This window comes from Mycobacterium sp., assembly GCF_050701675.1.
Taxonomy (GTDB): domain Bacteria; phylum Actinomycetota; class Actinomycetes; order Mycobacteriales; family Mycobacteriaceae; genus Mycobacterium.
Genome location: NZ_JBOGDD010001076.1, coordinates 1 through 7,398 on the forward strand (window position 1 = coordinate 1; position 7,398 = coordinate 7,398).

7 protein-coding genes are annotated in these 7,398 nt (G+C 66.4%); 6 read left to right on the forward strand and 1 reads right to left on the reverse strand.

Going from position 1 to position 7,398, the window contains the following annotated elements; all coding sequences use genetic code 11:
* The coding region (locus tag ACRDUX_RS33020; RefSeq protein ID WP_526420425.1) for an enoyl-CoA hydratase/isomerase family protein at window positions 1-425 on the reverse strand (425 nt) is incomplete at its 3' end.
* Between the two features lie 130 nt (window positions 426-555).
* Between ACRDUX_RS33020 and ACRDUX_RS33025 the strand changes: the two genes are divergently transcribed.
* From ACRDUX_RS33025 to ACRDUX_RS33050, 6 genes are all read left to right on the forward strand, one after another.
* Complete coding sequence (locus ACRDUX_RS33025) at window positions 556-2,118, forward strand: AMP-binding protein (RefSeq protein ID WP_526420436.1); 1,563 nt, start codon at window positions 556-558, stop codon at window positions 2,116-2,118.
* A gap of 51 nt (window positions 2,119-2,169) precedes the next feature.
* A complete protein-coding gene (locus tag ACRDUX_RS33030) occupies window positions 2,170-3,360 on the forward strand; it encodes an amidohydrolase family protein (RefSeq protein ID WP_526420427.1) in 1,191 nt (396 codons plus the stop codon).
* The gene (locus ACRDUX_RS33035; protein WP_526420429.1) at window positions 3,357-4,814 is read left to right on the forward strand and encodes a FadD3 family acyl-CoA ligase; all 1,458 of its coding nucleotides are present in this window, start codon (window positions 3,357-3,359) and stop codon (window positions 4,812-4,814) included. The genes ACRDUX_RS33030 and ACRDUX_RS33035 overlap by 4 nt, the downstream gene beginning before the upstream one ends.
* Window positions 4,815-4,961: 147 nt before the next feature.
* Window positions 4,962-5,906 (forward strand): Rv1363c family protein, encoded by a 945-nt coding sequence (locus tag ACRDUX_RS33040; RefSeq protein ID WP_526420431.1) that lies wholly within the window; start codon window positions 4,962-4,964, stop codon window positions 5,904-5,906.
* Window positions 5,903-6,559, forward strand: a complete 657-nt coding sequence (locus ACRDUX_RS33045; RefSeq protein ID WP_526420433.1) for an Rv1363c family protein — start codon at window positions 5,903-5,905, stop codon at window positions 6,557-6,559. The genes ACRDUX_RS33040 and ACRDUX_RS33045 overlap by 4 nt, the downstream gene beginning before the upstream one ends.
* A gap of 22 nt (window positions 6,560-6,581) precedes the next feature.
* A partial coding sequence (locus ACRDUX_RS33050) for a patatin-like phospholipase family protein (protein WP_526420434.1) occupies window positions 6,582-7,398 on the forward strand: 817 nt, incomplete at its 3' end.

Sequence of the window (7,398 nt, forward strand, 5' to 3'; positions counted from 1 at the left end):
CGCTCGGCCCCACCCCACGCCGGCATGATCGCCAGCGCCGCCTGGTTGAAGCCGATCTTGACGTCGTCGGCAGCGATCCTGATGTCGGCCGCCACCGCGACTTCGGCCCCGCCGCCGAGTGCGTGACCGTTCACGGCGGCCAGCACCGGACCGGGGAACGCGGCGATGCGGTCGCAGACGGATCGCATCTTCCATGCCATCGCGGCGGCGTCGGCCTCGGTCCGAAGAAGCGCGAGTTCCTTGAGGTCCCCGCCGGAGACGAATGCCTTCTCGCCGGCGCCCTTGATCACGAGTGCACGGGCGCCGTCGGCGCCGTCGAGGGCATCGGCGAGCTGATCCATCGTCTCCAGGGAGATGGCATTGCGCGCGTGCGGGCGGTCGATGGTGATGACGGCCAACCCGTCGTCGGTCTCGAGGTCGACCATCCGAGCGTTCTCCTGACGTTCTCCACATGCGGTATTGGCATTCTCGTTTCGGGAGAATAGCATCACCACGGACCTTCGAAGACGCTCGAAAGTCCCCGCGGAGGTGCGTATTCAGTCCTTGCAGCAGCCATTGCGCAACATGCCCGACGAGCTGTCCCAACGCTACGTGGCCGAGGGGTGGTGGTTGCCGGAGACCCTCGGCGGGATGCTGGCCCGCGGCCTCGACGCCAATCCCGACACCGAATTCCACGTGCACTCCGCAGAGCGGCCGTGGGGCGGCACCTTTCGCGACGTGGAGACGGTGGCCCGTCGGCTCGCGGCGGGACTGCACGAGCGAGGCGTCGGTCCCGGCGACGTGGTCGCCATGCAGCTGCCGAACTGGATGGAGGCCGCCGCGACGTTCTGGGCGTCGGCGTTCCTCGGTGCGGTCATCGTGCCGATCGTGCACTTCTACGGTCGCAAGGAAGTGGGGCACATCCTTGCGACCGCAAAGCCGCGCGTCTTCGTCACCACCGAGCGCTTCGGCCGGATGAGCTTCCAGTCCGATCTGTGCGAGGACGTGCCGATCGTCGCGCTCGTCGGCACCGACGGGGAACTGGGCTTCGACCGCCTGCTCGCCGACGAGCCGATGGTGGGCACCATCGCCGCAGACCCCGCGGCGCCCGCGCTGATCGCATTCACCTCCGGCACCACCCGCGACCCCAAGGGCGTCGTCCACAGTCATCAAACGCTGGGTTGCGAGACCAGGCAGCTGCTCCAGAACTATCCGCCGGACCGCGGGAGGCAGATCACCGCAACGCCCGTCGGCCACTTCATCGGCATGGTCGGGGCCTTCCTCATCCCGGTGCTCGAAGGTGCGCCGATCGATCTCGTCGACGTCTGGGATCCCGGCAAGGTGCTGGCCCTGATGAAGTCGAAGGGCATGTCCATCGGCGGTGGGCCGCCCTACTTCGTCACCAGCCTGCTCGACCATCCCGACTGCACCGACGAGCATCGCCGGCTCTTCACCACCGTCGGGCTTGGTGGGTCCACGGTGCCGGCGGCGGTCACCCGGCGTCTCGCAGACCTCGGCTTCTTCGTGTTCCGCTCCTACGGAAGCACCGAACACCCGTCCATCACGGGATCCGGCCCGAGCGCGCCAGAGGACAAGCGGCTCTACACCGACGGCAATGCGCGGCCGGGGGTAGAGGTCAAACTGGCCGAGGACGGCGAGATCCTCAGCCGGGGTCCCGACCTGTGCCTCGGGTACACCGATCCGGAGCTGACCGCCAAGGCCTTCGACGACGACGGTTGGTACCACACCGGTGACGTCGGCGTTCTGGACTCCGACGGGTATCTGACCATCACCGACCGCATGGCCGACGTCGTCATCCGCGGTGGCGAGAACATCAGCGCCCTCGAGGTCGAGGAGGTGCTGCTCGCGATGCCCCAGGTCGTCGAGGCGGTGGTGGTGGCGGCGCCCGACGCGCGTCTCGGCGAGCGCGCTGCGGCGGTGCTGCGAATCAGGCCAGGGCTGGTCATGCCGACGCTCGCCGAGGTGCGCGAGCACTTCGAGCGGGCAGGCGTGGCCCGGCAGAAGTGGCCAGAGGAGTTGCACGAGGTGGACGACTTCCCGCGCACCGCGAGCGGCAAGGTGCAGAAGTTCGTCGTTCGTCAACAGGTGAGTGAGAACACCATTACCGCAGGGCATTGAAACCAAACCAAGATGAGAATAGGATTCTCGCAAGAGGATAAGGAGAATTCCATGGGTCAACTTTCGCACCGGGTCGACATCCCATTTCCGCTGTTCGATGCGGACAACCATCTCTACGAGCCGCCGGAGGCTCTGACCAAGTACCTCCCCAAGGAGTACAAGGACGTCGTCCAGTACGTGGAGATCAACGGTCGCACCAAGATCGCCTTGCGCGGTCAGATCAGCAACTACATCCCCAACCCCACCTTCTCGGTGGTCGCCAAGCCCGGTGCGTGGGAGGAGTACTTCAAGTTCGGCAACCCGGACGGCAAGAGCAAGCGCGAACTGTTCGGCGAACCGATGAGGGCCATTCCGGCGTTCTTCGAGCCCGCTCCGCGCCTCGAGAAGATGGACGAGCTGGGTCTGGACCGCTCGCTGATGTTCCCGACGCTGGCCAGTCTCATCGAGGAGCGGCTAGCCGACGACCCCGTCGCGATCCACGTCATCGTGCATGCGCTCAACGAGTGGCTCCACGAGGTCTGGGGCTTCAACTACAAGAACCGCATCTACACCACCCCGGTCATCACGCTGCCCATCGTGGAGAAGGCCATCGAAGAGCTGGATTGGGCCGTCAAGCGCGGCGCCCGCGCCATCCTGATCCGCCCGGCACCCGTGCCCGGCTTCCGCGGCCCGCGGTCGTTCGCACTGCCCGAGTTCGACCCCTTCTGGCAGAAGTGCGTCGAGTACGACGTCTTCGTCGGCATGCACTCCAGCGACAGCGGCTACTCCCGCTACACCTCCGAGTGGGATGGCGGCGCCCAGGAGATGCTGCCGTTCCAGACCAACGCCATGTCGATCCTCAACGAATGGCGTCCGATCCAGGATGCGGTGGCCTCCTGGGTCATCCACGGTGCGCTGTTCCGGTTCCCGAAGCTGAAGGTGGGGATCGTCGAGGCGGGGTCGAAGTGGATGTTCCCGCTGCTGGACTCGATGGCCGAGGTGTACAAGAAGGCGCCGGAGGCCTTCCCCGGCAACCCGATGGAGGAGATCAAGAACCGCATCTACGTCAGCCCGTTCTACGAGGAGGGCATCGACGATCTGATCAACCTGATCGGCGTGGACCAGGTGCTGTACGGCTCCGACTGGCCGCACCCGGAGGGCCTGGCTGAGCCGACCCACTACGTCACCGCACTCGATCACCTCTCGCTCGACGATCAGGCAAAGATCATGGGCGGCAACCTGTCTCGCCTCATTACGGCGTGACCGGGAGTAAAACCTGGCAGACCATCCCCGAGATGGTCTTGAGCGCAGCGGATCGATTCGGCGACGCCGAGGCGGTCGTCGACGGTCCGCTGCGCCTCACCTACGTCGAACTCGTCGACCGCATTCGGCGGGCGGCGGGTGCGTACGCCGAACTGGGGATCTCCAAGGGCGACCGCGTCGCGCTGTGGGCGCCGAACTCCGTGCACTGGATCATCGCCGCGTTCGGATTGCTCACGGCCGGCGGCGTGCTCGTTCCGGTCAACACCCGGTTCAAGGCCGAGGAGGCCGCCGACGTGGTCTCGCGCAGCGGCGCGAAGGCGGTCATGGTCCAGAAGGGGTTCCTGGCACAGGACTTCAGCGTTTCTCCGGTCACGCTGAACGTGCCGACGATCGACGTGACGTCGGACTTCCTCGCCAGCGGCTCGCCATTCGAGCGTGCCGTGGACGGGGACGACGTCTCGGACGTCATCTATACCTCCGGCACCACCGGTAGGCCCAAGGGCGCCATGATGAATCACCGCCAGACGCTGCGGATGTACGAGGAGTGGGCGACGCTCGCGGATCTCCGTGAGGGCGACCGCTATCTGATGATCAATCCGTACTTCCACACGTTCGGCTTGAAGGCGGGCCTGGTGGCTTCCTTCCTGCGGGGCGCGACGATGCTGCCGGTTGCGGTCTTCGACATCGATCGCGTGGTCGAACTGATCGAGCGCGAGCGGATCACCATGCTGCCCGGCCCGCCCACCGTGTACCACTCGTTGCTGGCGGTGCAGGACAAGGGCAAGCTGGCGTCACTGCGAGCCGGCGTCACCGGCGCGGCCGACATCCCCGTCGAGCTCATCAGCCGGGTCCACGACGAACTTCCGTTCCAGACGCTGATGACGGGGTACGGGTTGACCGAGGCAGGCAACGTGACGCTCTCGCTTCCCGGTGACTCGTTCACCGACGTCGCCACCACCGCCGGGGTGCCCTGCCAGGGGATCGAGGTGCGCATCGCCGATGACGGCGAGGTCCTCGTCCGGGGCTACGGCGTGATGCAGGGCTATCTGGACGACGCGGCCGCGACTGCCGAGGCCATCGACTCCGAGGGGTGGCTGCACACCGGTGATCTGGGGGACTTCACGGAGTCGGGTCGGCTACGCATCGTCGGGCGCAAGAAGGACATGTTCATCGTCGGTGGCTTCAACGCCTATCCCGCCGAGATCGAAGGCTTCCTGTTGAAGCACCCGGCCATCGCGCAGGCGGCGGTCATCGGCGTGCCCGACGAGCGACTCGGTCAAGTCGGAAAGGCGTTCGTGGTGTTGCGCTCGTCGACCGAAGCGCCCACCGCGGAGGAATTGGTCGGTTGGAGTCGTCAGCGAATGGCCGGATACAAGGTTCCGCGGTCTGTACAGTTCCTCGACGAGCTACCCACGAACGCCACGGGCAAGGTCGTCAAGGATCGTCTGCGCTGAGCGCTCGTACAGCGCGAAAACAGCATTTCCGCAGGATGCAGGCCGATCCGATGCCCTTCGGGGATGGAGTATGGTCAAGGCGATACTCATAATTGAAAATGCCATTCTCTCCACGCGGAAATCTTGATCGACAGGACAGGAGGTCGCATGCCGCCCTGGAAGCGAGCCTCGTCAGTGCTCAACGGCGATACTCGGGATGACCCGAAGGACGCGCCAAAGGACGTCATGGAGACACCCGGAGCCGACGACGCATCGGCACTGGCCGAAGAAGCCGAAGCCGAAGCGGTAGCAGCGGAGGCCGCCGCAGTCGCGGCACGAGCTCGGGCCCGCGCACTGAAGCTGCGCAGGCAGGCCGAGGCCGCCGCCGCGGTCAAGGTCGCCCCGCCGACCGAGACGGTCCCGGTGGTCCCGCCCGAGCCGGTCGACGTCGTCGAGAGCGAGCCCGATACCGAACCCGAGATCGAACCCGACGAGCCGGTCGCCGACACGGTGGCCGCCGACGAAGCCGTCGTCGACACCGCAGATGCCGACACCGCAGATGCCGACGTCGAGGTCTACGACGAGGTCGAGGAGCAGCCCGCCCGCCGTCGGCGCCTCACACTGCCGCGCGTGCGGCTCAAGTGGGTCGCGGCAACCCTGGTCGTCCTGTGCACGCTCGGATTCCTGGGGGCCAGCGGCTATATGGTCTGGCATCACCGCCAGGTCCAAGCGGAGCAGCAGCGCTCGGCGGAGTTCGCCGCCGCCGCCCGTCAAGGCGTCGTGACGTTGATGTCGCTGAACTTCAACAACGCCGAAGCCGACGTGAAGCGGATCATCGACAACACGACAGGGGACTTCAAGAAGGACTTCCAAGGTCAGTCCGACGAATTCGCGAAGGTGGCGCAGGCGTCGAAGGTGATCACGGAGGCGACGGTCAACGCCACCGCCGTCCAGTCGATGTCCAAGGACACGGCCACCGTCCTCGTTGCGGTGACAACCCAGGTTTCCAACGCCGCCAGCAAGGAGCAACAACCACGCTCCTGGCGATTGCGGGTCGACATGGCCCGTGACGGTGGGCAGCTCAAGTTGGCGAAAGTCGAGTTCGTGCCGTGACCTCAGACCACGCAGATGACGGAACCGACGTCGAGGTTGACGACGTCGAAGACACCTCAAGGGAACTCGACGACACCACCGCCGACGACACCACCACCACCGCCGTCGACGACACCCCGACCGTCGACGAGCCCCCCGACGCAGGGCCGACACCGCGACGGGGCAGCTTCACGGGCCTGCTGGTCCCGCTCGTGCTCGCGGTCCTTCTGCTCGGCTCGGCAGGGTTGGCGTCCTGGCTGTACTTCAACCAGTTCCGGCCGGACCGGGAGACCAACGCGGCCGTGGCCGGCGACACGATCAAGGCGGCGAACGCCGGAGCCGTCGCGCTGCTGTCGTACGCGCCGGACACGATGGACAAGGACTTCACGAACGCCAAGTCGCACCTCACCGGGGACTTCCTGAGCTACTACAGCCAGTTCACCCACGACATCGTGACGCCTGCGGTCCAGCAGAAGGCGGTCAAGACCTCGGCGACGATCGTGCAGTCGGCGGTGTCGGAGCTGAAACCCGACTCGGCGGTGGTCCTGGTCTTCCTGAATCAGACGACCACCAGCAAGGAGAACCCCGACGGCTCGTTCACCGCGAGCGCGGTGAAGGTGGGTCTGACCAAGGTCGACGGAAACTGGCTCATCTCGGCCTTCGACCCCGTGTAGTCGGTTCCGTACCGTCGAGGGCGTGACAGTGGTCAAACGCGTCGACCTGGTGCTCTCGGGTGGCGGCGTCAAGGGCGTCGGCCTGGTGGGTGCCATCGTCGGTCTGCTGGATGCCGGCTACCAGCCGCAGCGCATTTCCGGAACGTCCGCGGGATCCATCGTCGGGGCGATCGTCGCGGCCGCGGCGCACACCGGTGCGCTGACTGGCTCTCAAGTCAAGGAACTGGCGTTGCAACTGGATTACCGGAAGTTCCTCGACCCGGGGCCGGTGGAGCGGGTGCCACTGGTCGGACCGTCGCTCGCACTGCTGCGCGGGTCCGGCATCTACCGGGGCGACTACGCGCACGAGTGGGTCCGCCGTCAGCTGGCCGACCTCGGGGTGACCACGTTCGCGGACCTCGCCATCGACGACGACGAGCTGCCACCGGAGCAGCGCTACCGCCTGGTGGTCACCGTCGCCGACGTCACCAGGGGTCAACTCGTGCGATTGCCCTGGGACTATCGCAGGGTCTACGGACTCGATCCGGATGAGCAGCTCGTCGCCGACGCGGTCCGCGCCTCGATGTCGATTCCGTTCTTCTTCCGTCCGGTTTCGCTGACCAGCTCCGCGGGGCGCACCTCGACGCTGGTCGACGGCGGGCTGCTGTCGAACTTCCCGATCGACTCACTCGACAGGGCCGACGGGAACGCGCCGCGATGGCCGAGCTTCGGCATCACGCTGCTGCCGAACTTGCCCGACGGCAACGACAAGGTGATCCCGCCGCTCGCTGCGCTTCGTCTGCTGGGCGCCCCGCATCTGCTCGAGGGCGTCATCACCACGATGGTGGTCGGTCGCGACC